The 26,931-nt window shown below is 61.8% G+C and carries 18 protein-coding genes and 9 pseudogenes; 14 read left to right on the top strand and 13 right to left on the bottom strand.

Going from position 1 to position 26,931, the window contains the following annotated elements:
- Nucleotides 1–88 precede the first annotated feature (88 nt).
- On the bottom strand, nt 89–721 hold the full coding sequence (locus OKW29_RS12565) for a class I SAM-dependent methyltransferase (protein WP_429291273.1): 633 nt from the start codon (nt 719–721) through the stop codon (nt 89–91).
- 424 nt (nt 722–1,145) lie between these two features.
- Here OKW29_RS12565 and OKW29_RS12560 point away from each other — a divergent pair, with 424 nt between their 5' ends.
- The 3 genes from OKW29_RS12560 to OKW29_RS12550 all read left to right on the top strand — a co-directional run bounded on the left by OKW29_RS12560 (nt 1,146) and on the right by OKW29_RS12550 (nt 3,551).
- The gene (locus OKW29_RS12560; protein WP_429291272.1) at nt 1,146–1,883 is read left to right on the top strand and encodes a dienelactone hydrolase family protein; all 738 of its coding nucleotides are present in this window, start codon (nt 1,146–1,148) and stop codon (nt 1,881–1,883) included.
- A gap of 166 nt (nt 1,884–2,049) precedes the next feature.
- A complete protein-coding gene (locus OKW29_RS12555) occupies nt 2,050–2,319 on the top strand; it encodes a MoaD/ThiS family protein (RefSeq protein WP_429291271.1) in 270 nt (89 codons plus the stop codon).
- Nucleotides 2,320–2,402: 83 nt separating this feature from the next.
- Nucleotides 2,403–3,551, top strand: coding sequence for a WD40/YVTN/BNR-like repeat-containing protein (locus OKW29_RS12550; protein WP_429291270.1), 1,149 nt, complete (start codon nt 2,403–2,405; stop codon nt 3,549–3,551).
- A gap of 642 nt (nt 3,552–4,193) precedes the next feature.
- Here the strand turns inward: OKW29_RS12550 and OKW29_RS12545 are convergent.
- Nucleotides 4,194–6,453, bottom strand: a pseudogene (locus tag OKW29_RS12545) (filamentous hemagglutinin N-terminal domain-containing protein).
- A gap of 503 nt (nt 6,454–6,956) precedes the next feature.
- Here OKW29_RS12545 and OKW29_RS12540 point away from each other — a divergent pair.
- Both OKW29_RS12540 and OKW29_RS12535 read left to right on the top strand, forming a co-directional pair.
- Nucleotides 6,957–7,898, top strand: a complete 942-nt coding sequence (locus OKW29_RS12540) for a GNAT family N-acetyltransferase (protein ID WP_429291269.1) — start codon at nt 6,957–6,959, stop codon at nt 7,896–7,898.
- 1,214 nt (nt 7,899–9,112) lie between these two features.
- A pseudogene (locus tag OKW29_RS12535) lies at nt 9,113–10,033 on the top strand (transposase); the annotation flags it as partial.
- A gap of 65 nt (nt 10,034–10,098) precedes the next feature.
- Here the strand turns inward: OKW29_RS12535 and OKW29_RS12530 are convergent.
- Nucleotides 10,099–10,910: pseudogene (locus OKW29_RS12530) on the bottom strand (IS5 family transposase).
- 118 nt (nt 10,911–11,028) lie between these two features.
- On the opposite strand from OKW29_RS12530, the pseudogene OKW29_RS12525 reads away from it, so the two are divergent.
- Nucleotides 11,029–12,159: pseudogene (locus tag OKW29_RS12525) on the top strand (IS110 family transposase).
- 288 nt (nt 12,160–12,447) lie between these two features.
- Nucleotides 12,448–12,681: pseudogene (locus OKW29_RS12520) on the top strand (IS110 family transposase); the annotation flags it as partial.
- 417 nt (nt 12,682–13,098) lie between these two features.
- On the opposite strand, the pseudogene OKW29_RS12515 reads toward OKW29_RS12520, so the two are convergent.
- Nucleotides 13,099–13,167 (bottom strand): annotated as a pseudogene (locus tag OKW29_RS12515) (IS6 family transposase); the annotation flags it as partial.
- Nucleotides 13,168–13,673: 506 nt separating this feature from the next.
- Nucleotides 13,674–14,423 (bottom strand): SAM hydrolase/SAM-dependent halogenase family protein, encoded by a 750-nt coding sequence (locus OKW29_RS12510; protein WP_429291268.1) that lies wholly within the window; start codon nt 14,421–14,423, stop codon nt 13,674–13,676.
- Nucleotides 14,424–14,862: 439 nt separating this feature from the next.
- On the opposite strand from OKW29_RS12510, the gene OKW29_RS12505 reads away from it, so the two are divergent.
- Nucleotides 14,863–16,002: a patatin-like phospholipase family protein gene (locus OKW29_RS12505; RefSeq protein WP_429291267.1), complete on the top strand. Its 1,140-nt coding sequence runs from the start codon at nt 14,863–14,865 to the stop codon at nt 16,000–16,002.
- 48 nt (nt 16,003–16,050) lie between these two features.
- Nucleotides 16,051–16,209, top strand: a complete 159-nt coding sequence (locus tag OKW29_RS12500; protein WP_429291266.1) for a hypothetical protein — start codon at nt 16,051–16,053, stop codon at nt 16,207–16,209.
- A gap of 205 nt (nt 16,210–16,414) precedes the next feature.
- Here the strand turns inward: OKW29_RS12500 and OKW29_RS12495 are convergent, their stop codons facing one another.
- Both OKW29_RS12495 and OKW29_RS12490 read right to left on the bottom strand, forming a co-directional pair.
- Nucleotides 16,415–16,723 carry a DUF1488 family protein gene (locus OKW29_RS12495; RefSeq protein WP_429291265.1) on the bottom strand — a complete coding sequence of 103 codons (309 nt, stop codon included), beginning with the start codon at nt 16,721–16,723 and terminating at the stop codon, nt 16,415–16,417.
- 129 nt (nt 16,724–16,852) lie between these two features.
- A complete protein-coding gene (locus OKW29_RS12490) occupies nt 16,853–18,109 on the bottom strand; it encodes a tyrosine-type recombinase/integrase (protein WP_429292498.1) in 1,257 nt (418 codons plus the stop codon).
- A gap of 164 nt (nt 18,110–18,273) precedes the next feature.
- Here OKW29_RS12490 and OKW29_RS12485 point away from each other — a divergent pair, with 164 nt between their 5' ends.
- From OKW29_RS12485 to OKW29_RS12475, 3 genes are all read left to right on the top strand, one after another.
- Nucleotides 18,274–19,380, top strand: coding sequence for a DNA-binding protein (locus tag OKW29_RS12485; protein WP_429291264.1), 1,107 nt, complete (start codon nt 18,274–18,276; stop codon nt 19,378–19,380).
- A gap of 5 nt (nt 19,381–19,385) precedes the next feature.
- Nucleotides 19,386–19,676, top strand: a complete 291-nt coding sequence (locus OKW29_RS12480; protein ID WP_429291263.1) for a hypothetical protein — start codon at nt 19,386–19,388, stop codon at nt 19,674–19,676.
- Nucleotides 19,677–19,986: 310 nt separating this feature from the next.
- The gene (locus tag OKW29_RS12475; RefSeq protein ID WP_187639394.1) at nt 19,987–20,181 is read left to right on the top strand and encodes a hypothetical protein; all 195 of its coding nucleotides are present in this window, start codon (nt 19,987–19,989) and stop codon (nt 20,179–20,181) included.
- 309 nt (nt 20,182–20,490) lie between these two features.
- Here OKW29_RS12475 and OKW29_RS12470 read toward each other — a convergent pair whose 3' ends face one another.
- Together OKW29_RS12470 and OKW29_RS12465 are read right to left on the bottom strand one after the other, a co-directional pair.
- The gene (locus OKW29_RS12470) at nt 20,491–21,153 is read right to left on the bottom strand and encodes a DUF2242 domain-containing protein (protein WP_429291262.1); all 663 of its coding nucleotides are present in this window, start codon (nt 21,151–21,153) and stop codon (nt 20,491–20,493) included.
- Nucleotides 21,154–21,696: 543 nt separating this feature from the next.
- Nucleotides 21,697–21,868 (bottom strand): annotated as a pseudogene (locus OKW29_RS12465) (DUF2252 domain-containing protein); the annotation flags it as partial.
- Nucleotides 21,869–21,957: 89 nt separating this feature from the next.
- Between OKW29_RS12465 and OKW29_RS12460 the strand changes: the two are divergent.
- Nucleotides 21,958–22,233: a hypothetical protein gene (locus tag OKW29_RS12460; protein WP_429291261.1), complete on the top strand. Its 276-nt coding sequence runs from the start codon at nt 21,958–21,960 to the stop codon at nt 22,231–22,233.
- A 220-nt stretch (nt 22,234–22,453) separates the two neighbouring features.
- A pseudogene (locus OKW29_RS12455) lies at nt 22,454–23,222 on the top strand (TIGR03118 family protein); the annotation flags it as partial.
- 286 nt (nt 23,223–23,508) lie between these two features.
- Here OKW29_RS12455 and OKW29_RS12450 read toward each other — a convergent pair.
- From OKW29_RS12450 to OKW29_RS12435, 4 genes and pseudogenes are all read right to left on the bottom strand, one after another.
- A complete protein-coding gene (locus tag OKW29_RS12450) occupies nt 23,509–23,919 on the bottom strand; it encodes a hypothetical protein (RefSeq protein WP_184074104.1) in 411 nt (136 codons plus the stop codon).
- Nucleotides 23,920–24,149: 230 nt separating this feature from the next.
- A complete protein-coding gene (locus tag OKW29_RS12445; protein ID WP_429291260.1) occupies nt 24,150–24,866 on the bottom strand; it encodes a hypothetical protein in 717 nt (238 codons plus the stop codon).
- A 318-nt stretch (nt 24,867–25,184) separates the two neighbouring features.
- On the bottom strand, nt 25,185–25,985 hold the full coding sequence (locus OKW29_RS12440; protein ID WP_429291259.1) for a hypothetical protein: 801 nt from the start codon (nt 25,983–25,985) through the stop codon (nt 25,185–25,187).
- A gap of 473 nt (nt 25,986–26,458) precedes the next feature.
- Nucleotides 26,459–26,731, bottom strand: a pseudogene (locus tag OKW29_RS12435) (thioredoxin fold domain-containing protein); the annotation flags it as partial.
- Between the last annotated feature and the right edge of the window lie 200 nt (nt 26,732–26,931).

The raw sequence follows: 26,931 nt of genomic DNA, 5'->3' as shown, positions 1-26,931 counted from the left end.
CGGCTGCTTTACGCTGCATCAAAGCGGCTTGAACGCAAGCATCTGCCAAGCCCAACGCGGGCATACCGTGGAACAGCTCCCGGGCGTTTCAGGCAACCGGCTTGCGCCACACGCTGGCTAGCCACGGCTGCCGCTCACGCGGCAAGCCGGCGGGCCGGTAATAGTGCTCAATTTCGACGAAGCCTGCGTCCGCCATATATCGGCGCCATGCTTCGAGATCATGGAAGACGCCGTAGCGGCCGTGGCTCCAGCCTTCCTGATTCGTGCCGCGCGGGTTGGAGCTGAACAGTACGCCGCCGGGCTTCAGCGTCGCGTGCAATTGCCGCAACACGCGCGGCAACCCCTGACTCGGGACATGGAACAGCGCCGCGTTGGCGAAAATGCCGTCAAAGTGCGCGGCCGGCAAATCGAGATGCAGGAAATCCTGCTGCCAGACGTCGCAGCCAGTCGCGTCACGCGCCATTGCAACGAAGCGCTCGGCGCCATCGAGGCCGACCGCGCAATGGCCGAGTGTAGTGAAGGCCTTGAGATCTCGCCCCGGCCCGCAGCCGAAATCCAGGATCGTAAGAGGCGGCTCGACTTCGATATGGTGCAGCAGCGCCGCGATGTTCTGCGTGACGTCGTGGTCGTACGTACCGTTGCGGAAATCTTCCGCGTGCGCGTCGTAGTGCTGCAACGTGACGGCACTGATTTTATCGAGGTCGCGGGGGTCGAGTTCCATGCGGGAAGTATATCTCGGGGCATTTCCCGCACGACTACGTCGGACTTCCGGTGTCATCGGTCGTGGTCGGTTGCGTGCCGAACAGGATGAACAACGCGATTCCGTGTGCGCAACTGATTCCTCTTGGGTTTCCGAGGAAAGCGCACGGTAGCAGCCGAACGGTTGGAGATGGCCGTACCTGGCCGATCGTCGTGCGATCGACCCGTGCGTGCCACGAGCGAATCCGCCACCCACAAACGCCGTTCGACATAGCACCGTCTTGACGACAGCTTCCACGGTACAACGGCCATTCCCTGACCATTAGACGTTTGGCGAAACGAGGGATCGGTTTAATGACTCGGGAGGTTAAATGCACACTGCTGACCAGAAACGGATGTTGACGATAGACTACTCTGGGCACACCCATCGGCAATAGGAGAATTTCATGCCCCACGAACGAGTGACTATTCGAACTCGCGACGGCGAATGTCCCGCGAATATTATGACGCCTGCTGGCGAGGGGCCGTGGTCACCGGTGATTTTCTTTATGGACGCTGGCGGGATCAGGCCTGCGGTGCTTGAGATGGCACAGCGTGTTGCAAACGCCGGCTACGTCGTCTTACTCCCCGACCTGTTCTACCGCTACGGCCCCTACGAAACCCTCGTGCCAGAGGAAGTGTTTAAGGGCGACGTGCGCGCAATTCTAGGCCCATTGATGGCTACGACAGGGAATGATAAGGCTGCGAATGACACCGAGGCCTTCCTGGCCTATCTCGATGCCCGCAGCGATGTTACGGGCACCAAGGTCGGCGCAATAGGTTTTTGCATGGGTGGCGGTATGGCGATTACCGCGGCGGCCACCTATCCTGATCGTTTTGTGACGGTCGCCAGCTTCCATGGTGGCAATCTGGCGACCGACGCGCCAACCAGTCCACACTTGCTCGCGTCCAACCTAAAAGCAGCGGTCTACCTCGCTAGCGCAGAGAACGATGACAGCTATCCGCCGGCGATGGCCAAGCGCCTGGAGAAGGCGTTCGTCGCAGCCGGTGTAAATTACCGTGCGGAAATTTACACCGCCGCTCACGGTTGGATGGTGCCGGACTTCCCGGTATACGACCATGCCGCCGCCGAGCGCGGGTGGGAAGCGTTGTTTGCGCTGCTGAATCAAAACTTGGGCGGTTGAAAATCAGTCCGACGCCAGAATGGCGTCTTTGAATGGCCGGTATCAAGTGCGGACCGCTTCGGAGGCGCAACCTGTCGTCTGTTGTATGGCGATGCCCCGAAGCATCCGACGGATCGTCTAAACTGCAGAATCGACGAACAGGCCATTCCCGCTCGGCTACCCCGCCATGGCGCATATCTTCTTCGCTGCTTCGATTCAACGGCATATCGCAACGCCCGAGCGCGAGATCGACGCGCGCACGCTCGGCGAAGCACTGGAGGCCCTCTTCGCCGCGCAACCTCGACTGCGCGGCTACATCCTTGACGATCAGGGCTCGCTGCGAAGGCATCTCGCCGTGTTTGTCGACGGCCGGCCGGTGCGCGACCGACAACATCTGTCCGATGCGCTCGGCGAGGGAAGCCGGGTTTACGTCATACAGGCGTTGTCGGGCGGATAAGAAGGTTCCACTCTTACTCGAGCTTTGCATGGGACCAGAGTAAGCGCTAAAGCGCCAACTCTGGTCGACAGGAGACACTCCACATGAGCGATCGATTGCTTGTTGCAACCCGCAAGGGATTGTTCGTTCTGCAAGCCGACGGCGAGGGCGGCTGGACGCTCGGTGAGCCGTATTTCGTCGGCGAGCCGGTGAGCATGGTGCTGCCTGATCCGCGCGACGGTTCGCTGTATGCCGCGCTCAATCTCGGCCACTTCGGCGTGAAGCTGCATCGCCGGCGCGCGGACATAGAGGATTGGGAAGAGTGTGCGGTCCCCGTCTACCCGCCGCAGCCTGCCGACGAGACGCATGCCGGTGACGGCGCGGACACGAGCGCGGACAATGCGAGCGCGGCCGTGCCCAGCCCGCCGGCTCCTCCCTGGACGCTCCAGCAAATCTGGTCGCTCGAAACCGGCGGCCCGGACGAGCCGGGCGTCCTGTGGGCCGGCACGATTCCCGGCGGGCTCTTCCGTTCCGACGACGGCGGCGACACATGGCTGCTCAACCGGGCGCTGTGGGATCGCCCGGAGCGCCGAGAATGGTTCGGAGGCGGCTACGACGCGCCGGGCATCCATTCCGTGATGGTCGATCCGCGCGACAGCCGGCACGTGACGATCGGCGTGTCGTGTGGCGGCGTCTGGCAAACCGCCGACGGCGGCGCGACCTGGCGCGTTAGTGCCGAAGGCATGGAGGCCGACTACATGCCGCCGGAGCGGCGCGGCGATGCCAACGTGCAAGACCCGCACCGCGTCGTGCAATGCGCCGCAAATCCAGATGCGCTCTGGACGCAGCATCACTGCGCGATCTTCCGCTCGACCGACGGCGCGGCGCACTGGCAGCGGATCGAAGCGCAGCCATCGAGCTTCGGCTTCGCGGTTGCCGTGCATCCGCGCGAGCCGGACACCGCGTGGTTTGTGCCCGCCGTGAAAGACCAGTGCCGGATCCCGGTGGACGGCCAGTTCGTCGTCACGCGCACACGCGACGGCGGCCGCACGTTCGAGCGTTTCTCGAACGGGTTGCCGCCTGCACCGGCGTATGACCTCGTGTATCGGCACGGGCTCGCTGTAGATGACTCCGGCACGCGCCTCGCAATGGCGTCGACCACCGGCGCGCTATGGACGTCCGACGACGGCGGCGAAAGCTGGCATTTGATTTCAGCGCATTTGCCGCCTGTTTATTGTGTTCGGTTTGGATGAGGGCGCGGGGCGGGCTGGTGAGACATGAAACGCCTACATTGCCATTCATGCGCCGGACATAGCCTGAATGCGTGCATCGGCGTGATGGATCGATACTTCGAGCCGTACGCGCCGGCGAACCGCTTTGTGTCGCTCGGCTTGTCGCAAGAGACTTTTTTGACCCTTCGCCGCGGACGCCCCTGCGCGAGAGACAGCTTTTGGCGGAGGACGCAGCTCATTTTCGCCAATCGAACGGCCGTTTGCAGGTGCGCAGCCGCCCCCTGTACGTCCGGAGAATGATTCTGACGAATGACCCTTCATGGGCCGGTCAGTGCCTCATGCAAATTGCACAACGGGCCGGCGCAGCCGGGGAAGGCCGCTCGCGCTTTCGCCGACAGAATGGCGGTTTGCGGAGTACCTCGGTCGTCCAATTGATCGGTGTCAGGCGGATAGTTGGCCGGATCTGCTTCGCCAACGAACGTTCGCGATTCCCGGCCATGCGTACGGGTAGCAAGACGGCTTTCGGTCGTACGCTCTGTGTGAATCGGTGCATGTCATCCGGAAGGAAGAACGACCACGGCAAGGCGACACTCGCGAAAAACTCGTCTGCCGCGTCGCGAGACGCGTCTGACGCTCATGCAAGCGTCGGTGCGGTGGTATGGCTCACTGCCCGGTGACTTGCCAGGTCAGGACGGGGTGCGTGGCCCCGGGCGGCATCGTCCAGGCGCCACCCGGACCGAAGTCCCAGCCGACAAAACTCGCCGGGGCGCTCATCTGGGCCGTAGTGAGCCCGTTCGAGGCTGGCAGGTTGCCGCCACTCGACGGTCCCGTTGTCTGTACGTTCCAATACACATCGCTTCCCAAGACCACCGCAACTGGCGCAGACACTGCCTGCCAGCCGCGATTCCGACCCCACGGGACCCGACACAAAGGACTGTGTGATCGTTCCGCCGTTGTACGCGACGAGTCCTCCCGCTGGGCCGTGCGAGCTGATTCCGGAGACTCGGCTGATCGAGTATGACTCGGTGATCGTACCTTCGTTAAGGATAACCAGCCCACCGACAGAACCGTCGGCCGTAACCGTCGCGCTGCTGCCCGAGCGCGCGATCAGCCCATAGTTAGTGGCGACAAGCCCGGCGAATGAGTCGCCTGCATCATTGGACTGTGAGGTAATGGCCCCGGATGTAAATACGTTGGCCACCGTTCCGTGATTGCTGGCGGCCAATATTGCGGTCCCGTCAAAAAAGAAAACCGTTGTGCCGACCTTCGAGTTGACGTTCACGTCGCGCACGACACCCTTCGCCCCAATATCGTTAAAAACCGCGTCGAAACGCGGAGAGATGTTGGAAATCGTATGCCACATACCGTCGAACTGACCCGTGAACGGCGTGGCGGAAGAGTAACCGAGCGTTGTGAACGCGGAATTGCTAGCATTGATGTCCTTGCCGAGCGCGTAGTTGCCGGCAAGATCGTTCTCGATGCTCTGCAGGTCCGTGACCGAATTGACGAGTTTATAGCCGGTTATCTGCGTCACGAGCCCGCTGTAGAGCGGCGCGCTCCAGGCCGCATTGCCGACAAGCGTGCCGGGGCTGTAACTGCCGTTCATATCGTAGAGCGTGCTGACGATGCCCGTACTTTTCGACCAGTCGATGGTGCCATTGTTGATGACGCTGCCGCCGTTATCGATGCCCGAAGCGTCGGAGCGCAAGGCCAGATTGCCCGCACCATTGTTCGCTATCGTCGTGCCCGTCGTCACGGAGACGTTGTGGTACGCGGCAAGCGTGAGCGAAGCCGGACCGCTCCAGATCAGGCTCGAAGCAATGCCCAGGTCGCCCGTTGCGCCGTTCGCGCCTGTGGTCGTGACATCGATCGACGTGCCCGCGTTCAGGCTGCGCTGCAACGCGCGCGCGGCGGCATCATCGATCGTGAAAGCCGGCGTCAAAAGGTTCCATTGGCCCGCGTGAACGGCGGCATGCCTGCCAAAGGCCAGTTGTGCCGCTTGCGTGTCGACCGTTCCGCCGCTGCCATCCGCGTTGCTCGCGGAGATCTTGCCGAGTTGACTGACACGGCCGCCATCGGCGACGAGCCACACGTGGCCATCACGATTCGCGGTACCCGTCGCGCGGATGCGCGTGCCGCCGCCAGCGAGCGCGTAGACATTGCCGTCGGCGGCCTGCAGGCTGACCTGCGCGGCCTTTATGTGCCCTCTGTTGACCACGGTGCCCTGACTGCCCATCTGCACGAACACCTGTCTGCTGCTGCCCGAATCCTGTAACAACACCTGTTCGCCTGCAGCCAGTTCCGCCGTACCGTTGGGCGCTGCGATAGTGCCCGCGTTGATCACGGCGTGTCGCGCAATCAGGAACACATCGCCGCCGCTCGAACTGACCTTGCCGAGGTTGATCACGCTTGCGTCCCGGTCGCCCGACAACGTGAGGGAACCACCACCCTGCATGAACGCGTCGTTGCAGACATCGAGCGTTGACGCGACGAATCGGCCACCGGTGCTGATCACGCCCGATGGCCCCACGACGATGCCTTGCGGATTGAGCACATACAGGCTGCCCGTTGCACTGAGCCGGCCGAAGATGGCGGACGGCGAGCCGCCCGTCACGCGGTTCAGCGTCGCGCCCGAGCCGTTGTCGAACGTCACGCTGTTGTTCCTGCCGATCGAAAAGCTGTTCCACTCGATCACGCCGCGCGTCGAACCCGGTTGCGTGATCACGAGGCCGTTGCCCTGGCTTGCTATCGCGCCCGTGCCGGCCACGTAAGTGCCGCCTTGTGGAAAGGTGCCTGCTGCGAGCGCCGCATGTGCAAAGGACAGACCAGTGAGCGAACTGCCGATGACGAGCCACATGCGTGCGTTTGACTGCCGACGATGCAGTGCGCGTCGCGTGCGCCGAGGTAGTTCTGGACGTGACATACACCCCCTTTCCGCGTGGGGCGCGGAATGGCTGCCGATGACCAGCAGAGCCGACCGGAAACGCAATAGTCGCAGCGTCTGAAGAATAGCCGCTGGCGTCGCCGACGCATGCCGATATCTCTGCGTTTTGCGCCTTCTTCGCCTTCTATTCTGTGCGCTTGTGGCCGCCTGGCGTGTACCGGCATCTGCGGATGCTTTTACGAAATCAACGCGAAACTGCGCCACGACGCGACCGGGTTCTGCCAGTCGCCTGTGACACGTGCTGTGGACAGCCTATGGCGATGGACGATACCGGCGCTCGTGTCCCAAAGGCCAAGGACCGTTTGCAATGCGGAGCCGACGTCTGAACGTCTGTCTAACGGGAGGGGCGAATGACGCTTGATGGCCTCGGCCTGACGGGGTCGCCCGTAGCCCTCAACAGACCTCCGCCCCGCCTATTCGCGAGGACCCGACCGTATGCTACGATCGTTGCAGGTCATGGCCGAGGACGGGGGATTGCCAACATGCTCAACGTTCGTCCACTTGAAGAGCGCGACCTGCCGGAGGGGCAGCGCATCGTGCGGCGCGCCTTCGGCACCTTCTTCGGCGTCGCCGATCTCGATAATTTCTGGACCGATTTCGACTACGTCTATGGCCGCTTCGGATGCGAGCATACCGCCGCCTTCGCTGCCGACCACGACGGCACGCTCGCCGGCGTCAACTTCGCCACCAACTGGGGCAGTGTCGGCTTTTTCGGCCCACTCTCGGTTCGCCCTGATCTGTGGGACAAGGGCATCGCCCAGCCGCTGGTCGCAGCGGTCTCGGAACAATTCGCGCACTGGGGCACGCGCCACGCCGGCCTGTGCACTTTCCCCCAAAGCACGAAGCACATTTGGCTCTATCAGAAGTTCGGCTTCTATCCGCGCTTTCTCACCGCGATCATGGCGGCGCCGGCGGCCGCGTCCGGCCCGCTGCCGCAGGACGCGCGCTATACGGCGCTCGCGCCCGGCGAGCGGCGGGCGGCGGAAGAAGCGAGCCGCGCGCTCAGCGACGAGATCCTCGCCGGCCTCGATCTCTCCGCTGAGATCCGCACCGTCGCCGCGCGCGGCCTCGGCGACGCCCTGCTGTTGTGGGAGCGTTCAGGCCAGCTGGGCGGCTTCGCGGTTTGCCATTGGGGACCGGCGAGCGAGGCCGGTGCCGATTGTCTTTTCATCAAATTCGGCGCGGTGCGCCCCGGTCCGGGTGCCTCCGATCGGTTCGGCGCGCTGCTCGACGCCGCCGGCGCGCTCGCCACCGCATTGGGGATGGCGAGGGTCCTGGTTGGGGTCAATACCGGGCGCGAGCAAGCCTATCGCCAGATGATGGCACGCGGTTTCCGCAGCCAAATGCAGGTGGTGACCATGCATCGGCCTAACGAGCCTGCCTACAGCCGCCCTAACGACTTCGTCCTCGACGATTGGCGCTAGGAAGTTCTGCTCACCTCCTGCGCCACCGATCTCGGCGACATGTGGCCGTCGATGCTTCTCACGATGGAAGACGAGGCGGATTTCCCCGCCCCTCGACATGAAGACAGAGTCGGTTTCCTGTCCATTGCACCACCGTCTATCGGAGCCCCTGCCGCGCGAGCGGTCTAGGCCCGCGATCCGAAGCGGACTTTCCAATGAATGGCGGATTCAACCGGTGTGAACGGACACTCGAATGTCCAAATCGTGGCAATGGCCAACGACCCTTTATGGCCGATTGCGCCAGTTCAGCGAACTCTCTCCAGAGGGGGCATTGGAGTCGTCATCGGCAGTTTTCCTGCAGGTTGGGTCAATGCGTACTTCCGGCCAAATGCAGCCGTTCGCCCTCGTTCTTACCCGGCCGTTCAGAGGGCCGCTCCAGCTAGATTCCGGTCTCCAATGCGCTTCGACGGACGGCCGTTACACCTTGAAAGGCGACCTGGATGTCGCGCTGGGTCGACTATCTAAAATGGGCCGAAGAACACAGCCAGACGCGTGCTAGCATAGTTGATCGGTTGTGCGAATCGCGCGAGGTTCCCGGTTGGGTGCTTCGCGATGGTCGTGTGGCAAATGGAGGGATATGAGAATGTCGATGTACGATTGCGCCCCGACATGGACTTGGATCGCGCCGGTTGAGGCTTGAGACACTTGTCGGGCGCAGCTGCGCAGCATCTTTCTGCCGAGCAGCAACTGCGTTTCGTTCACCGTGGTTGCAGCAAGCACTGCATGATTTCTGGTCGGAGTCGCGGCCACGGTTAAGTTCATGGCTTCCTCAAGCCCTACCCGGATCGCGTTGGAAAGTGCCTGACGGTATCGATGACGGTATACGAGCAGACGTCGTACTCAAACGTCCGCTGTTCGTGATGTTTCGACGAGAGCGCATGTTGATTCTCCAACGCAGTCTGTCCAGAGCTGGTAACTGCCGACCGGATTTTTTGGTATCGCTGACGGCATCGTCGCTATCCGACCGGGTGGAAAGGCCGTCTCCACAAGGATCCTGGTCCCCGATTGACGATCGAGTGGGCATCACCAACTTGCGGCGGAAGTTAGCGGCAGGCTCATGAGGCGGACCTCTGTAATGCGGTATCCAACCCGCGGATATCAGATCCTATGAGCGAGGCCCTCGACAAGCTGATGCCTAAAATCAGCTTTCTAAGGTTTGCTCACAGGAGAACATCATGCTTACCGATCAGGCATACACGGGTAATGGCGACGTACCGGTGCTGGCAGTGTCGCTGGAACTGGCGGCGGCCAAATGGAAAGTCGCGTTTCACGATGGCCGGCGCGAGAAGCCGGCCGTGCACACGGTCGCACAGCCGCAGGCCGCGGCTCGACTGCAGGCAATGCTGGACCTGATCGAGTCCCACAGGGAGAAGTGGTCGTTACCGCGGGACGTACGAATCGCCGTGAGCTACGAGGCCGGGCAGGATGCGTTCTGGATCTGTCGCGCGCTGCAGTCCCGACACGTTGACTGCTACGTTGTCGATCCGGCGAGCATTCCGGTCGAACGCCATCAGCGGCGCGCCAAGACCGACCGCCTCGATGTCATCAAGCTCGTCATCAACCTGCGCGCCTGGCTGCGCGGCGAGCGCGACCGCATGCACGTGGTGCACATGCCGTCACCGGAGGACGAAGCATCGCGCCACCTGATGCGCGAGCGCGGGCAACGGCAAAAAGAAGTTTTGCAGCACCGCGACCGGATGCGCAAGCTGCTGACCACGGTCGGCTGCTGGGACGCGGTCGACCACCGCACCTTCGCCGACCGACTCAAGCGCGGGGAGGTCCACTGCCACGACGGCGCGCCGTTACCGCGCGAGTTGCGTGAGCGATTACTGCGCGAGTGCGAACGGCTGGCACTCGTCGAACAGCAACTTGCGGCGCTGGAGAAGACGCGACAGACAAACGTACCAGCACTCGCGCGCCAGCGTTGTGATGCGCTGGCGCGCCTGAAGGGAATTGGTGAAGTAGGCGCTTCCCGCCTTGCCCTCGAGTTGTTCTGGCGGGAGTTCAACAACCGCCGCGAAGTCGGTGCGTGCGTCGGACTGGTGCCGCAGCCTTTCGACAGCGGCGAGAGCCAGGTTGACCAGGGGATCAGCAAGTCAGTATGACTCCCTTGGCACCGAGGCTGGCCGCCGTGGGGAAGTGAAGCGCGGGTTAGACGGTGTTAGGAACTTCGAAGTACTGGCATTGCATGGACAAGCATAAGCATGGCGAAGACGACAAAATGCAGACCTGCGAGTGTTTCGGGCAAGCGTTCGTAGTCACGTGCGAGGCGTCGAAAGCGGTTGAGCCATCCGAAGCTGCGCTCGACTACCCATCGACGTGGCAACAGCACGAAACCCTTTTTCGCTTCATCGAGCTTGACCACCTGGAGATCAATTCCCTGAGCGCGCGCGGCCTGAGCAGGAGCTTCGCCCGTGTAACCCTGATCGGCAAAGGCCACTTTCACGGTTTCTCCCGTTGCCTGCTGCACCTGGCGCGCCAGTTCTGCAACCTGTGCCCGTTCCTGCTCGTTGGCCGGTGTCACGTGTACGGCGAGCAACTGACCCAGCGTGTCGACCGCCATATGCACCTTGCTGCCACGCTTGCGCTTGTAGCCGTCATAACCTGCGCGTGGACCGCTCTCACATGTCGATTGCAACGTACGGCCATCAAGGATCACCGCGCTGGGCTGCCCCTGCCGCCCCTGCGCGACACGGATGATCGAACGAAGATCACTCACCATGCACTCAAAACAGCCGGCCGCCAGCCATCGTTGCGTCTGCTGGTACACGAGTTCCCACGGCGGAAAGTTGGTCGGCAGCATTCGCCACGCAGCCCCAGCGCGAGCCATCCAGCGCAACGCATTGAACATCTCGCGCAACTCATATTTACGCTGTGGTGCACTCTCATCCATCAACGTCAGATACGCTGCTACGTGCTCCATTCTTCGTCTGACACGTCTGTCGGGTAGGCCTTACGTTTCTCTCCTGTCATCCCTCCAGGGTACCAGGTTTTGACCGGAAGTTCCTAACACCGTCTAGCATGCTGCCAGAGCCGCAAGAGTGTGGCCCGAGCCACCACTCAACGGTATCTTTCCGACACGGAGGCCAGCATGGAAAACGATAGCACGTTATACGTGGGGCGGGACGTTCACAAGGACTCGATCACGATTGCCTACGCGATCGGCATGGGCGACGTGGAACTGCTTGGCAAGATCGGCACCACGCAGATCGAGATCGATCGTCTGTGCAAACGGCTGCAATCGAAGGCACGGCACGTTCGTGTGGTCTATGAAGCGGGTCCCTGCGGATACGGCCTGTATCGACGGCTTATCGCGAAGGGTTTCGATTGCATGGTGTGTGCGCCGTCGTTGATTCCGCGGAAACCAGGTGATCGCGTCAAGACCGACCGGCGTGACGCGATCAAATTGGTACGCTCGCTCCGAGCCGGTGATCTCTCCGCAGTCACGTGCCAACGGTAGAAGACGAGGCGTTTCGTGATCTCGCCAGGGCGTGGTCGTCCGCCCGCGACGACCTGAAGCAGGCTCGGCAGCGACTGAAGTCTTTTCTGCTGTCGCACGGCGTACAGTACTCCGGCCGAGCGAACTGGGGTCCGGGCCCACCGGCGCTAGCTGAGCACTCTTTCGTTTAGTAGTGCATAGCAGAAACTGGCGTTCAACGAACACAGGCGTACCATCGAGGACCGGCTGGCGCAATGCGAACGGCTGGAAGTCGCGCTACGTGAGGCAGTTACCGGCTGGCGGTTCTATCCGATCGTGCTGGCCCTGCAGGCGATGCGCGGCATCCAGTTTGTCTCGGCAGTTGGACTGGTGTCCGAAGTGGGCGATCTGTCGCGCTTTGAACACCCACGGCAGTTGATGGCATGGTTCGGCGTCACGCCCTCGGAACATTCGTCCGGCGACAAGAGACGTCAGGGCAGTATCACCAAAACCGGCAACAGTTATGCAAGAAAGCTGCTGGTCGAGTCAGCCTGGAGCTACCGGCATCCGGCGCGTGTGAGCATTGATATTCAGCGCCGGCACGAAGGTATCCCGAAACAGATCATCGATCGTGCCTGGGATGCACAACTGCGACTATGTCGCCGGTATCGCAAACTGGTGACGCGAGGCAAGAGCCCCCACGTTGCGATCATCGCGCTCGCTCGTGAACTGGCAGGCTTCATCTGGGACATCGGCCGGATGGGGATGACCCTAGCGCTACCGCAAGTCGGTCAGCCTGCGTAACGGATGCACCACCCCCCAGCTCACACAGTCTGGAGAGTTTCCTGAAGGCGGCGTAGCCCGGTATTCGAGTAACCCGCGCCCCTGTTTGGCAACGGCATCAGCCGACTTGCGGAGCAAGAAAGCGGCAGGCTCATGACACGGACCTCTGTAATGCGGTACCCAATCCGCGAATATCAGCGTGATCCACCGTCGAGATTTGCTGCTACGTCGCCCTCAGGAATCTCAAAAAAAAAGCGCCTATGAAAAAAATCTCAAAACCACCCTATTGACACGGGGAGTCATATCAACAGGGGAAACCGGCGGGTACGCGCGCTGCTGATCGAGATCGCCTGGACCTGGCTGCGCTACCAGCCTGGCAGCGCGTTAACGAAATGGTTTGACCAACGCACACAGGGCACGGGACCGAACCGACGCGCACGTCGCATCGCCATCGTCGCAGTAGCGCGACGTCTTGCCATTTCATTGTGGCGCTATCTGAAAGACGGAGTCATGCCTGAAGGCGCGCACCTTAAGTCGGCTTGAGTCCCCTCAGGTTTTGCAGGAAGGAGGTAAAGGTTCGGTCAGGCAGTTTCGTAGCAAACACGGTTGGAGTGAACATGCCCGTGATCACACTGGGTTGCTGAAGCAACCGAATATTTTCAGATGGGGCATGTTCCCGGAAAGGATCCCGGCGTAACGCGCATGCAGGATGAGGCTGGCGACCCGTCAGCGGATAGAAGGTGGTGAGAGGCTGGTTCTTCTCACGAGCGCAACAGCGACTTCAGACCAAACAAAAGTAGACACTTTATGAAAACTCTGGCATAGGCGGTCTTGACAGAGTTTCGCTCATAGAAGTGTGATCCACCGTAGAGACTTACTGCTGCGCCGCCCTCAGGAAATTCATGCGTCGATGCAACAACCTGAAAATCAATGTCGTGATTGACATGCAAAGTCATATCAATACCAGCGAACCGCGCAACTGATGATGACGGCAGGGAAGCGGTGGCCGTGATAAGGCGATTTCGTTTTTTCATCACTTCATTCTACCGCCGCCTTCCCACCAACCTGACAGCGCCCTCCGGAAGGGTAAAGAGACACCCAACTGGTTGCGGGTTTTCGACGGGTCTGCTGCTGCGCTTTGAACGCATCAGTGACGTTCACTACGCGTTCAAGACGCTTGCCTATACGATGATTAACCTGCGCCACTACTGCTGAACCAGCGCGGGGCTCGCACTTCACTGACTGCGGCACGCGCCGTGATTGCTCACGCCTGTTGCATTCGCATTCCTGATCATAATGCAAACTCCGATATCGAGATACCAGTCGCTTTTCACAACGATGTTCCTGGCTTCGCACGATTACCAACGGTCATCGTAGTTCTTCCGTTCGCAATGGACGGAAACGCGCAACCAGTTGGGCGCCTCTCGATTGTCATCCCGAGATGTGCCGCCTCCGGGTTCCCCGCTGCCCCCCAGGAACCGCCTCGAGGACAAACAGCATTTCAGCCTTCGGGACACCAGCGTATTTTCCTGGCGCTATGTCGGCGATTCACCGCCCCCGTTCACCCGGACGGGATCTCCGACACGTACGCCAAGCTGCGTCGCGGCGCTGCCGCGATTCACGGCGATCTCGACGAGCCCGATTGAGTTCTCGTACCAGAAGGCTTGACCGGCCATTGCATCGGAAAAGACCCGGGCATATTCGACACCGGTATCTGCGATGCTTAGCCGTGCAGTCCTCGGCACGGTTCCGGCCCGCAGCCCCGTCATTGCATTGCCGTAGTGATCGACGTAAACGACCTCGGCGAAATCGTCTGCATCCAGGTGCACGCGCAAGCCTGTCCTCTCAACGAGCTTGTCGGGAGGCAACTCGCCGCGGCTGATCCATGCTGCCATCGGGGCGAACAGGTCACGACCATGAAATGAGGCGGATAGCGCGGCGGGACGCCATGTAATCTGCCAGGTCAGGGTACGCGCCGCGCGCGCCGCCACGACCGAGAGCAGCCCGTTGTCCGGCCCGACGAACCACTGCCCGTCGGCTTGCAGCACGACGGCATCCCGCTCGCCGCCCACGCCGGGATCGACCACGGCCAGGAAGACACAATCCGGCGGATACCACTGCGCAAGCGCCGCGAGCAGATGCGCGCCTGCCTGCGAGTCGTAGTTCGGGGCAGTATGCAGCATATCGATAATGGGGGTACCGGCTGCCGCGTGTCGCAGCAAGGCGACCCTTACCTGTCCGACATAGATGTCGTCGACCCCGAAATCGGTAAAGAGTGCGAGCATCGCGTAGCCTCCTTGCAGTCCTGTGCCGCCTCGCCGGTCAGCGTTCCTCCCATCGCGATGGCGAGTAACCGCGATGCGCATGTCTGCTGTTCCGCTCTGGCCGGGGCAGGCCTGGCGAAGCATCGCCCCGCGCGGGACAGGTTTCGATTGTAAGACCTCGTTTCGCGACAGTATCAAGCGGGTCGGCTATGTCGCCGGTACCGGAGGTTGAGCGCGCGTGGTCGCCAGATGAAATGGAGGTCAGCGTGCGTCGATCGCCTACACTTGCTAATGGCATTCGGGTCCCATCGTCGCACGCCGTCACGCAACGCCAAGGAAACAGGATCCCATCCTGGCAATCGATTCGCGCTCGCCCCGCGCACCGCTCCCCCCAACGGTGAAACTGCGCGTGGGGCGCCTTACTCAGGTCGCGCTACGGAAAAGATCAGCGAGGCAATCGATGAGAGTGAACCAGCCAGCGCGCACAGAGTTGCCCGGGCAAGTCGTACTCGTCTTTCAGGGTGGCGGCGCGTTGGGCGCGTATCAGCTTGGTGTCTATCAGGCGATGGACGAAGCGGGCATACAGCCGGATTGGGTGATCGGCACCTCCATTGGCGCGATCAACGCAGCCTTGATCGCCGGGAATCCACCGGAGCACCGTTATCGACGGCTGGAGGAATTCTGGAACCAGGTGACCGACCGCACCCGCCTGGACGTGCCTGCTGCCTGGCCTGGCTGGGACAAGATCTTTGCAAAATGGATGATCATCGGCGGCGGCATCGAGGGATTCTTCCAGCCCAATCCGGCATCCTGGCTCGGACCGCTCGCCCGGCTCGGCGTGGATCGAGCGTCGTATTACCTGATTGCGCCGTTGCGCGATACGCTTTGTTCGCTGGTCGACTTCGATCTGCTGAACGCCGGGCATCCGCGACTGACCGTGGGCGCAGTTCACGCCTGCACGGGCGCGATGCGCTACTTCGACTCGCGCGACCAACGGCTGAATGCCTCGCACATCATGAGCTCGGGCGCGCTGCCACCCGCGTTCCCGGCCGTGCGGATTGACGGAGAGCCGTATTGGGACGGCGGCGTTTATTCCAACACCCCGGTCGAGGTGGTGCTGGATGACAAGCCCCGCAAGAGTTCGGTCATCTTCTCGGTACAGGTATGGAACCCGATCGGCCCTGAGCCGGAAAGCATATGGCAGATCTCGGAACGGCAAAAGGACATCCAGTACGCCAGTCGCACCGACAGTCACATCGCGCGTCAGCAGCAGATACACCGTCTCCGCCATGTGATCCGCGAACTGGTTAAGCGCTTGCCGGAAGCCGAGCGCGCCTCGTCCGAAGTCCAGGAGCTTGCCGCCTGGGGGTGCCAGACCACCATGCGTATGATCAAACTCGCTGCACCCCGCCTGGACGGGGACGACCAGTTGAAGGATATCGATTTCACCCCAGCCGGCATTGCTTCCCGACAGCGCGCGGGCTATGAAGCAGCAATGCGGGCCATTGCCGCGCGCCCGTGGGACGCACCGATGGACCCAGTAGAAGGATTGACCGTCTACAGCGCGGATGAAGACGTAACCGGTGAGAGACGCGTTTGACGCCTGCCCGAATAAGGACCCGTCGCCGTTGACCGAATGATGCGATTGATGAAATTCCCGGTGGCCGGTGATGGCGTAATGCCAGGTTTCTTCGGCACTCCGGGTGCAGGCAAGGCCGCGCTGATTGCCCGTCCGCAGGATCAGAGCTGGCGACGTATAGCGCGTCGCGCAGCGATGAACTTTACTTCGGCCGCCCGCCGCAGCTGAAGCACTGCGCCAGGTCGAATGGGCGGCCAAGGCCGTGCACCGTGCACCATTAGAGAGGACGTGCGCAGCGATGCGGTCTCGCCGATTTGCGCGACTTCGCTGTGCAGCCGGCAACATGGCGGGGCGTCGGGCGTCGGGCGCCGCAGCCAGGCTGCGCCGCTCGTTTTCCTCCCGCCCGCGCACGAAGCGCGAATCTTGGCGCCACCTAAGCGCCGCGTCGCGTGCGCATTCGCCTGCCGTCTCGCGCCTGGCGATGCGCGAAGTCGGTCGGTGTCAGTTCAAGCGTTGTGGTCGGATGGGCGAGCAGCTTCCGTTCGGCGATGGCCCGGATGCGGCTGTAACCGTCACGAAATGTCTTCAGGATCCGCGCGTCGCTGGCCTGCGGTTCAAGCCAGAAGCAGGCTTCCAGCGCCCGGATGGTGATGACGCATCCAACCGTGCTCTGATGGGGGAGGCCGAAGGCCACTCCGCGGCGATTCGCGAGCACTTGCGGTTCAAGGTCGAGGAGTTCCATAAGCGGTCAGGGACGACGCTTCAAGAAGCGTTAAGAGCATTTTTCCACAGGCGATGCAATCTGAATATGGGACGGCTGTCCTGTACTGCGCCGGGGCGCTGACATCCGCAATACGAAAAGTCACCGGCCTCACCAGCCGATGCGGTGTTTCTCATCGGTTTCATCATGCCGGCGATCGTCGTCAGCATGAAGATACACGCTCGTGGTGGTCAGCGATGCATGCCCGAGGTTGTCGCGCACGAGGCGCAGATCTACTTTCTGGTCGGCCATGTGCGAACCGGCAGTATGTCGCAGCCAGTGAGCAGACGCCGCCTGGAGCAGGTCCGCGCGTGACAGGAATTCTCCGCGGCGTTCACGCAGCCGGTCGGCGGCGCCTGCAAACACGTTTTTCACGATCGCGTGCAGCGCGGCCCGCGTGAGCGGTGCGTTTGATCGACCGTCAGCGTTGCTGCGGGCGAGTTCCGTCCTGCTTCCTGCGGTTTGTCCCGCCGTACTTCCGATTGGGAGCACGAGTGGCGTTGCCTCACCGGGTGAGGGCAGGGCCGTCATCCCGAACGATTGCCGGTAGCGCGTGAGCTCGGTCATCAGTTCGCGCGTCGCCGGTACCAGCCGTTCCCGGTCGCCCTTGCCGTGTACGGTCAGCCACCAGCGCATCATGCCATCCGCGTCGCGCCGCACGAAAAACTGACCCATGGTGTTGCCACCGACCTCGGCGATGCGCAGGCCGCCCAGATACAGCAGCGTAAAGAGCCAGCGCACGCGGTGATGGTGCGCGCGGGTGCGGGCCGTATCCTGTGGCATCGACGTGATGTAGTCCTTTACCTCCTGCCAGAGGCCCGGATCCAGATAGCGGGCAATGCGCGGCGCGGCATGCCGCACACGCTGGCGCGAGAGCGCGAGCGGGTTGCCGGCCAGATACCCCGCCTGCACCAGCCATGAAAACAGCACGTTCAGAATGATCATCGCCTGCCGGGTGCTGGCAGGCGACAGTGGGCCGTAGAAAGGTCTCCAGCGCGCGTCGCCGCGCGGATGCTTGCGACCCCTGCCCGAGACCCATGTTGCGGCGGGCTGCGGGTCGGCGAGAAAGCGCTGATAGCGGACAAGGTCCTCGTGGGTGAGTGACGACAGCGGTTTGCCTGGCTGCACGAGCGACCAGAGCAGCAGCCGCTCGGCTTCCTTGCGGTAGCTGTCGAAGGTCGCCGGCTTGTCGGCAAAGCGCGCGAGCCATGCCTGTATTGCCTCCAGGTCATTTGCCGCGGCAATCTGCGCATGGCCGCCGATCGCGCGGTTCGATCCCGTGCGACCGTCAAGCGCCGCAGGGATAGCGAGCGTTTCGAGCGGAGCGGGTTGCAGCGCGACGCCGCTGCGGGCGGCCGAAGTCGACATGAAGGTGAGCTTTTCCGGGGAGCGCGTCGAGGCGCGCAATGGCAGACTGTCCTGCGTGGTAATTTTCAACATTATAGCCGTAATGTCAAAATATTGGCCAAGAGTGGTTAGATATCGGGCGGTTTATGCTGTAATACATATCCAATTACCCGCAAACCGCCGCCATGTCCGACGTCCTGCCCGACGAAACCCGCCTCTCGGCTGAAATCGACCGCCTGAAAGGCGAATTCCCGAAGACCCGCGAGCTGTACCGCGAGGTCTGCGCGCTACTGTTCTTCCGCTTCGGGATCACGCCGACCGCGAACCGGCTTTACCAGCTGGTCAAGCGCGGCAGCATGAGCACGCCGACCCAGGTACTCGGTGAATTCTGGGCCGAACTGCGCGAAAAGAGCCGGGTGCGCATCGAACACCCCGACCTGCCCGCCGATCTGGGGCCGGCTGCCGGCGAACTGGTCGCGGCGCTCTGGACCCGCGCAACCGCCTCTGCCGAAGCCGCGCTCGACGCGCTGCGCGACGAGGTTGAGGCGCAACGCGTTGAGGCGCAACGGTCGGTCGTTGCTGCCCGCGACGAACTGGGTCGCGTCGAGACCGCGCTCGAACAGCGCACGGCGGCGCTCCTTGCCGCGCAGGTCGAGGTGCGCGAACTGGAAAGGGCTGAGGCCGAGGGCCAGGCGGCGCGGCAGGCGTGCGAGGCCGAGATCGTCCGGCTCAAGGCCGAGGCGCTCGTGCGCGACCGTGAACTGGACAAGGTGCGCGAAGGCTTCTCGCGGGATCTCGAGAAGCTGCGCGAGAGCGCGGAGCGCGCCAAAGAGCGCCTGCGGGCGTCGGAAAAACGCGCGCTGCTGGAGATCGACCGCGAGCGGGGTACGGCCGCGAAGCTGCAGAAGGACCTCGATGCCGCGGTGAAGCGGGCCGACAGTCGCGAGGCGGACCATCACAGGGCGGTCGAGGCGCTGCGGGCGCAGATCGGGGACGCGCGTCACCAGGCGGGCATGCTGCAGGGACGGCTCGATGCCGTGCTGGCCACGAACGTCGCGCTGCAGCAACAGCTGGCGGCACTGCGGCAGGCGGATACACGCGACGGCCGGCCGGCCCGAGCGAAGGCCGCGTCTGCCCGTCCAACCGCGGCGCGCCCTGCACTGACGCGCCCCATGCGGCCGCCGGCCACGCCGGCCACGCCGGCCACGCCGGCCACGCCGGGCAAGGCATCTGCGACACCCGCGTCACCGGCGACGGCAAACAAACCTGTGGCACGTCGCAAGCGGGGGTAGGCGCGATGGAAGACAGGAACAGCCGCCCGCGGAAACGGCACAAAGCCCCGGCCTGTGCCCCCAGCCTCGTCGCGTACGAAGGCGCGGATGCTGATCCTGTTGAGCGGTGGTTCTGTGAAACGTCAGATGCGAGAACCGATCCGGAAATCACCGAAGCAGTCGTCCGGTTCATTGAACAGCATGGTGCGCGTTCGGTCGTCGGCGTCGATCGCATCATCGGGTGCCCGCATGAGGAAGGCATCGACTATCCGGACGGCGAAACCTCGTCCCCGGGGTCCGTTCTGGAGCGACCGTGACCGGCGGAGCGGCGGGTTGATCAGGTGAGGCCAGTTTGGTGCTCTCGCGACTTTGCGCGGGGCAGCCGGCGTCGAAGCCGGATGACGATATTTCTCGTGCGCAAGACCTTCAATATGTCCAATATGCGGGACGAACCGGATTGCTCCGCTCCCGAGCTTGCTCCTACCATCAACTCCCCGCTGCCAATTGCAGCCAAACGCGCCATCCGTAATGCGTCGCCGGAAGCGACCTTGGCCGGGCAGGCATGGCCAAAGGCCAGTAGCCGGTGCAATCCCCTACGGCACCTACTCGAACGATCAGGAGACAGGAATGCTCAGCGCCCATGAATTTGCGACATTAATGCTCGTCAGGGACTCGGCCGACCATATTGCCGAGCGGCAGGAACTTGACACATTGCTCGAACGCCAGCTTGTCGCCATGGAGCAGCTTGCCGGCGGTACAGTGCGGCCTCGCATTACGCAGGACGGAGATTCCCTCCTTCGGGCCTTCGCACGCCGTCACTGAGATGTCGCACCCTATGAGCCCGCAAGCCAATATGATGCAGGCTTGAGCGTTGTTCCGGACACTTGTCGCGGCCCAACTTCGAGGGCCGCCCGATCTGCACTGGGACAGCGCGAGCATGACGCCGTTTATGCGCCGAAGTTTACGACCGGGTTGACGACCGCGGCGGCTCGCGTGTGCTGCCAGGCGGGTCCGTGCATGGCAACATGGCACGTCAGGCTGTTCGACTCCTCGTCGCTGGATGCTAGCGGGGAAAGTGGGCGGACAAAACGCGGCTCGAGCACAGGTTCGGGCACGCGATACCGTGGACGCTTACCTGGCGCTCGTCGCTTTCTCCGAATCATTACCCGTCTGGGCTGCCCCGATAGGTGGCACGGCGTCGTTCATCGACGGCAGCGCTTCCTTCGGCGCTGCCGCGGCGGCAATGTCGCCAGGCTGAGCAGAGTCGGCCTTCAGGTAGTGGTCGACGAGCGCAAAGAAACGCTGATAGAAAACGCCGGCAGGAATCGTCTCGCTCGCAACCTTCACCATCGAGTCATCGCTTGAGCCGATCGGCAGCGACAGCGATCCGAACACGCTCAGTCCGACGCTCGCCGACGTGTTGCTCTTCTTCAGCGCATAGCGATCCTGCACCGCGTTCACGTACGCGGTACTGCTGTTGCCTCTGGTGTCGTCGGCAGTACAGACCACATGGATTTCGATCACCGCGTGCGTATCGCCGGTGGGCTGGAAATTTTTCGAGCCGTCGACCGAATCGGGCCTCGTTGAACTGGCGATATACCCCTGGCTGAGCAACGCACGGCGGGCCGCTTCGCAGGTTGGTTCCGTCTTCGCGGCGAACTTGTGCATATAGGGGCTATCGCCTGCGTCGAACTGTTCTTGCTGATAAAGCGGCTTCGGTGTCGAGCACGCAGACAGTGCGCTCGCAAGCGCAAGCACGAAAGCCGCGGAGGAAAAGCGGAACTGGGTATGCATGGCTGTATAGGGGGATCGGCTCGAGCGGAGAAGGGGTCCAAAGCCAGAAGGCCGGACACCCAATGCTCTTGCGCAGCATGAGGGACACATCACGCGGCCGATCCGAAAGTGAACGGGCCGCGCCATTATAGTTTTCTTTCCCTACAACTACCTTCGACGGTGTCGTGAGCGCAGGTCCGATTCGGATACGGGTTGAACAAGGTCGCCATGAACGCCGCAAAAAGTCCGTAGCGGTGATCGCACGGCCGTCACCGTGCTTGTGCGCGCGACCGTTCTTGCTGGATAAGGCGAGCGGCTCGAAGAGACACTGTGCGCCCGACCTGAAGTGCGGAACATGGAGCCTGGCACGGCGATCGATAAGGCGGTTAAGAAGGCGGAGCGCAGTCTTGCCGCATATCGGGCGCAACAGTAGACCACGAAGGCTGCCACGCCGATCATCGCAGAGTGGCCTGCATCCGCGCGTGCTCGCCATGCTGTTCGGCTGGATCGGCTACCGCTCGTAGCACACCGGGGTACGACGACGTACGATCAGCGGATACAGGTCTAGGTACGCAACGGCCTTTCCAGCGCGTAACGCCGGCAATGTTCGAGGTATTCGGCTTCGTGCATCACCAGCAATTCCACGATGCCGTGCCACAGCCACGACGGCGCATCGGCAGATTTCGGGCGGCTTCTCCTGAGTTCGGCGGAGCCACGCTTTGCGGGTTGCCGCATCCGGCGAGGTCAGGTCGCGGCGCGCGGGCTGGATGTCTGCCATACAGGCCAGCCAAACGCTCACTGGTGAAACGCATTTGCCACGTTGTAATGAAACGCGAATCGCAACGCAATCCCGCCATGATCGCCGCACGCGAGTCCCCTTCGTCGGGCAGCAAGATCAACCGCGCACGCCTCACCTGGCCAACGGCCATCGTGCGGCTGCGCTGCATCGACATCAGTTCTTCGCGCTCGGTTTCACTCAGATTCATTTTGTCCTGCACGATTAGATCAGTGCAGTTTCATTGGTTCAATGGACTAGTGACCAAAGAAGAACGGAGACAGGGAATCCCGCAGGGTGAAGAGCAGACCATCGCCGGGCATTAAGCGTCGATAGATATAGAGTGCATATTAATGGCGTTGCGTGGCTGCGGCGCGCTGCAGGAATGACTGATCGGTATCGGCGCGGCCGCGTCAGCAGCTCTCTAGCGTAGATCGCATCGCCCAGGTTACGCCACGAAATGCTGCTATTGAGAGAAGAATACTTATCGTAATAGATGCATGGTGAATTCCATTTCGGAGAAAAGCCGGTACCAATACCCCGACCGTATTCCTCTTCGCAACTGAAGATGGCACGATTTCCGCTTGGGCAGGTGGGTGAATCCGGCGAACAACGCCGTGATCGCGGTCGATAACTCGTCCAATCCCTCCGCCGCCAACGGGGCTGTCTACAAGGGGCTGGTGTTCGGAGTGAATGCGCAAGGCGGATTCCTGTTTGCGACGAACTTCCGTTCGGGTCGGATCGATGTATTCGGGCCGAACGGTTCAGACGGCCTGTTCACGCCCGCGACGACCGACGGTGGCTTCGCCGACCCGAACATCCCAGCCGGCTATGACCCGTTTTGGTATCGCGAACATCGATGGGGATCTTTTCGTCACCTACGCGAAGCAGGACAAACAGAAGCACGACGACGATGCAGCCCGCGGTCGTGGATTCGTCGACGTATTCGATACCGACGACCACCTGCTGCGTCGCTTTGCAAGCTGAGGGACGCTCGACTCGCCGTGGGGTATCACGCGCGCATCGTTTGCGTTCGGCCGCTTCAGCGGCAAGATTCTCGTTGGCAACTTCGGCGATGGTCGAATCAATGTCTTCGACAATGACGGCTCGTTCGTCGATCAGTTGGAGAATGAGTTCGGCAATCCACTGGCTATCGACGGTCTGTGGACTCTGACACTCGGTGGCGGGCGCAATTCGAGTCCAGACACGCTGTATTTCTCGGCAGGTCCTTAACAAGGAGACAAATGGACTCTTCGGGATCATCGCTCCAGTAAGCGGCTCCAGGGAACGAGCGTCCGGGCAGCACGGACAATAGCCGGCAGCGCGCCCCTGGGCAACTCCAGAAGCGCGATGTCGCTGACCCATTGACGATATCGATTCAAGTTCGAGACGAAGGACCTCACCTCAGCCGGTCGCGGAACTCGCCAGACGTGACCGGCTGTTCATTGTTCCGTGGTGCCTGAAGGCCAGAATGACTCGTGGTACGGCAATTCCCGTCCTTCCAGACTGAGCTTTACCCACAAGTCTGGTTATCAACTGGATCGAACGGTGTAAACTTGAGTCATTCTGTCGATGCAGCGGCAGCGGCAGCGGATAGGCGATCAGGGACCGTGACAGCGGCACTGGACACGCAAAACGTGCCACCTGTCCCGCACAACATGCCATCCGATGACGGCGCCACCACCATGCCACTGGCTGTGAATAATGGTGGTGAGTATTGAGAGAACGGGGTATGGCAGGTTTGCATCATGAAGGCAAAGGTTCTGTTTGCCATGCTGCTGCTTGGCGCGATAGATTGCGCTGCGGAGCCAGGTTATTACAACACGTGCGCGGCGTATCCGAGTTATCCGTGCGAGTTCTATGCCGGGTGTCCGTCTCGCGGCCAGCCATGCGTATTCCTTGGCGGCGGTTTCCACCGCTTCCACGACTTTGACCATGACGACGGCTTTCACCATGGGTTCCACGGTGGCAGCACTCACTTCGAGCAGGGCGGGGGCCAAAGCGGCGGTCATGGCGGACGCCACTAGGCACCGGCACAGGCTCGCACGTGCAGTCGCGATATGAAATGCATGGATTATAGAGTGTGAGGCGCCACACGAGCATCCACGATGTCGCCGATCGACGAGACGCCTTGGAGCGTTGCAGGTACCACCTGCCCGGCGACGAACGCCGCGACCAGCGCTGGCACGCGCGGACTTCGGTCACGCCGGGACGGCCATCGACACATCGAACAATTTCCTGATTACTTGCCCTTGGCTGCCGCGGCACCTTTCTTGGCGCCCGCAGCCCCCGCTCTGGCCGTGGAGGTCGCCGTGGTGGCTGCGGCTCCTTGCGCCTTCGCTATCATGTGCTCAGCAATCAGTTCTGTCTGAAATCGATTGATAGTGTCGGGATCCGTAAATATGGTCTGCGTGTTGTTTTGCGCCTTGTAACCTGGGCCGCCCGGCTTGCCCTTGACAACGAACGTCCCCTCGCCGGACGCCGACCAATTCGTTGATCCCTCCCCGCCGACCTTGCCATCGGCCACGAATCCCTTCGTGTGACTGATCTGATGGGTAGCCGATTGTCCGATCACAAAGTACGTGTTGAATTTGGCAGGGTCCTGTGCGATATCGGAATCGAGAAGCTTCTTTTCATGAACACCGCCAGCCTGGCTCTTGTCAAGGGTGATCATCATGGTGATGCTCGGGTCACGGGCTTGCTGCATGAGAATATCGTTGAGTTCGTCGTCGTCAAATCCAAACATGTTCATGTACAGGGAGACACTTGCACGGGAAAGGACGTACTTCAGGATGTCGTGAACGTCGTCACGTCCTACGTAGAACAGGTGAAAGTCCTTGCTCGCCGTGTTTGAGTAGCTTTTCTCGCGCGTGTATTGCTGCAGTTCAAGCAGATCGAATTTCTGCAGGGTCTGCGTGACATCGGATATGACGTTGCTCTTGCTGATTTTTGCTGCCATTTCGGAGCCTCCTCGCGTAGCACTGAGAAATCTCAGCAGTCGCGGTGGGCTGACAGACAGAAAACCGAGCGACCGATGAGCGATAGCAAAACTTCGATGGGACTGCAGGACTTCGACAAAGCCGCCGTTCGAAACGTCGGCACTACCGCCGAACCGTGAAAGGCGCACCGTCAATGTGCGTCGGGAACGGCCGATTGAACCGCCCCGGGTTTCCCACTGTGACCAATACCGCTGAGGCAACTGCGTGCGGTGTGAAATGCAGCGATTCGCTCAACGAGCGTGAATTGCACTTCGCGTGCTTTTCCGCCCGGGCCCCGGCTAGACGAATTGCGCCGACCCGAGCACCCGGTAGTTAGGATTGGTACTGCCCGTCGGATTGCGGTGGCCGTGCCCGAACCAGGCTTTGGGCGCATAGGCGGGGCGGTCGTATTCACAACTGCCGTAGGTCGCCCAGAAGAGTTCCCAGTGTGCGCCGTTCGCGTGGCCGAACACGATGGTGCCGCCAGTGAACTCGACGTTCGTACGCGACTGTCCGAGCTTGCGGTTGATCTCGACCATCGCGCCTGCGTTGTAAGCCGGCTTGGCCACGTTGCCGAGCGGCAGCAGGTTCAGCCCGAGAGGAGCCGCCGCAAGGTGGCCGCGCGCGGTGTTGTACAGGTTATTCAGGTAAGCGGTGCAAGCCGGCAGTTCCAGCGTCGGCTGCAAGCCGCCCAGGTGACCGCCCGGCGCATTGGACTGGTTGTTCGCGTGGTAGACGACGATGGACCCCGGTACGCCGTGCACGCTGTCGACGTAGACCATGCAGCCAGACAGGTTGGTCGTCAGAAACGACTGCGGCGCGCCTGCGCCGCCGGGCGGCGGGAGCACCATCGAAGTGATTTCGTCGGTCGCGAACGGTAGGAAATAGGTGTCACCGGCGGGCGCGGCCTGCGGATTCAGGCTCGTGAGGCCGGCAATGCCGACGCCGACATTCATCGCCGGATTAAGGTTGACCCGGCAGTTCGTCGCCGTGTAGTGGCGGTGCAAGCCGTTGACCAGCGGCACGAACGCCCCGCCATTGAAGTTGCCGGTCGATACCGTGGTCGGGAGGGTACGACAGTTGGCGACATTGATGGGCATTCCGGGCGGCCTCCGGTTCGCTGTGGCGAGTGGCTTGCACGACGATACGCGGAAGTTCTTCCCGTCGTCAACACGCGCTGCGAAGCGCGCGGGAATTTTCACGTGGCCGCCGCCGTCAGCGCCGGCGCCGCGCTTGTATCTGGCGGCGCATGGCCAATGCTTCTGCGGAAGAGTTACCGGTCAGTTGCTGTGGCGCTCGAGGTTGCGGGCTACTCATTGGGGGAAACAAGGTATGCCCTGCTGCTGTGTTTCCGTGGACAAAAGGAGCTCCTTCTATCGGTGGAAAGCAGAGCGCAGCACCGCTGAAATGACAGCGCTCGGCATGAGTGTGTTCATGCGATGGGGATCGCGCTGCCGTTAGTTTGAAGTTAGACGAACTATGGATTCAAAGTTGTTTGACCACCTTTGTCGTAATGCCACAAAAACACGGCCCTCACCGGTTCAAAACTTACCGGTTTAGTGCTGTTGAGGAGTCAAGGTAACGACATAAGAGCCCTTTCGAGCTGGTCTTCCGGCAATACACCGAACAAGCGACGGCCGTTCTCGAGAAAAATCGTGGGTGTCCCGGTGACACTAAGTTGCCTGCCGAGCGCGACATTTCTCTTTAAAGCCGATGTATCGCACGCGCTTGTCATGGTTGGTACCCGGCTATCCCGCGTCCAGGAGCGCCATGCTGTCGCACGGTCCGCAGAACACCAGATCGCTTGCGCCTTGAGCGCCGAGTCCGGCGTTAGCACCGGAAACGCGCTTGATACGCTTTCGCGTGAGAGCGTGAACGTCCGCTTCCCGCTCCCGCGACCGTCCCTTGTGGGTCGAAACTGCGAGTTGGCGGATGCCGGAAGCGGTCGTCCCGCTGCACGACGCCGTCACCGTCGGTAACCCGTCATATTGCTGACGTCCAAGGGAGCCTCGTCGAACGTCGGCAAAGGCCGATTATGCCAAGTCG

The organism is Paraburkholderia sp. CI3 (assembly GCF_050436505.1).
Classification (GTDB): Bacteria; Pseudomonadota; Gammaproteobacteria; order Burkholderiales; family Burkholderiaceae; genus Paraburkholderia; species Paraburkholderia tuberum.
This window is presented reverse-complemented; position numbering and strand designations above follow the sequence as displayed.